The following is a 1735-nucleotide window of genomic DNA, read 5'->3' on the forward strand; positions in this document are numbered from 1 at the left end:
GCTATCAGCTATCAGCTATCAGCTATCAGCTATCAGCTATCAGCTATCAGCTATCAGCTATCAGCTATCAGCTATCAGCTATCAGCTATCAGCTATCAGCTATCAGCTATCAGCTATCAGCTATCAGTCTGACGGCTGACGGCTGACGGCTGACGGCTGACGGCTCAAACCTTAACACAAAGATACTTCTCTTCTAGGTACTCATCTAACCCTTGGTGGCCGCCTTCTCGGCCTAAACCAGACTGTTTAACGCCGCCAAATGGCGCTACGGGGTTTGAGATAAGGCCTTCGTTAATACCTATCATGCCGTATTCAAGTGCTTCGCTTACGCGATAAACTTGCTTGATGTTTTCACTATAAAAATATGCGGCTAAACCGTAAGGTACGTCGTTCGCAATCTGAAGTACTTCTTGTTCGTCATCAAAAGCGATGATGCTGACTACAGGGCCAAACACTTCATCATGATAGATATCCATCTCTGATGTCACATCAGTTAAAATTAATGGCGCTTGAAAGCTACCTTCAAGCTCGCTATTATCACCGATTAACGATGCACCTTTATCAACCGCATCTTGCACAAGCGTTTGAACTTTCTCTTTTGCTTTAGGGTAAATTAATGGGCCGATATCTACCCCGTCATCTAGACCATTACCTACCTTTAACTCAGCTACTTTGTCTGTGAGTTTTTCGAGTACCGTTTCAAGCACTGAGCGCTGAACAAAAATTCGGTTTGCGGCGACACAAGTTTGCCCTGCGTTTCTAAATTTAGCCCCCATAAGGCCAGCAACGGCTTCATCTAAGTCGGCATTATCAAAAATAATGAACGGGGCATTGCCGCCAAGTTCCATAGATGTTTGCTTAATGGTTGAGGCACACTGCGATAGTAACTGCTTACCTACACCGGTTGAGCCTGTGAATGTGAATTTACGCACACGCTCAGACTCAGTCATGATCTCACCCACCATCTTTGCGTTTTCAGAGACCACTACGTTCAGTGCTCCTTTTACAAACCCTGCTTTATCAGCAAGGTAGGCTAAGGCAATAGCGCATAATGGCGTATGCTCCGAAGGTTTAATCACAAAACTACAACCCGCGGCATAAGCGGGTGCCACTTTACGGGTGATCATGGCAATCGGGAAATTCCAAGGGGTAATACCAGCCACCACACCAATGGGCTGCTTGATCGTTGTTAAACGATGCTTGCTATCAGTGGCAGGGATAGTGTCGCCATAACTGCGCTTTGCTTCTTCGCTAAACCACTTAATAAAGCCTGCACCGTATTCCACTTCGCCTAAGGCTTCTTTTAAAGGTTTACCCTGCTCTTTAGTCATTAACTCAGCAAGCTGTTGCTTGTGCTCAATCACCAACTCATACCAACGGCGCAGCGTTTCACTACGTTCGGTTGCAGTTGTTTGCTTTAGTTTGCTAAATGCCTCGTCAGCACTTTTTATAGCCTGCTCAACCCCAGCTTCATCAATATCAGAGACATGAGTGATCGCCTCTGCGGTTGCGGGGTTATCTACACTAAAACGCTGGCTCGTAGAGTAAAAGTCACCGTCGATAAACGAATCAGAAAAAACCAAATCAGACATAGAACCTCCAAGTAAAAGCTATCAGCTATCAGCTATCAGCTATCAGCTATCAGCTATCAGCTATCAGCTATCAGCTATCAGCTATCAGCTATCAGCTATCAGCTATCAGCTATCAGCTATCAGCTATCAGCTATCAGCTATCA

The 1735-nt window shown here is 45.4% G+C and carries 1 protein-coding gene; it reads right to left on the reverse strand.

What is annotated here, in order from left to right; translation table 11 throughout:
- Window positions 1-164: 164 nt before the first annotated feature.
- Window positions 165-1592, reverse strand: a complete 1428-nt coding sequence (locus tag L1266_RS22145; protein WP_235378358.1) for an NAD-dependent succinate-semialdehyde dehydrogenase — start codon at window positions 1590-1592, stop codon at window positions 165-167.
- Between the last annotated feature and the right edge of the window lie 143 nt (window positions 1593-1735).

Origin of the sequence: Pseudoalteromonas sp. Cn5-37, from assembly GCF_021532495.1 — a bacterium.
Lineage (GTDB): Bacteria > Pseudomonadota > Gammaproteobacteria > Enterobacterales > Alteromonadaceae > Pseudoalteromonas > Pseudoalteromonas simplex.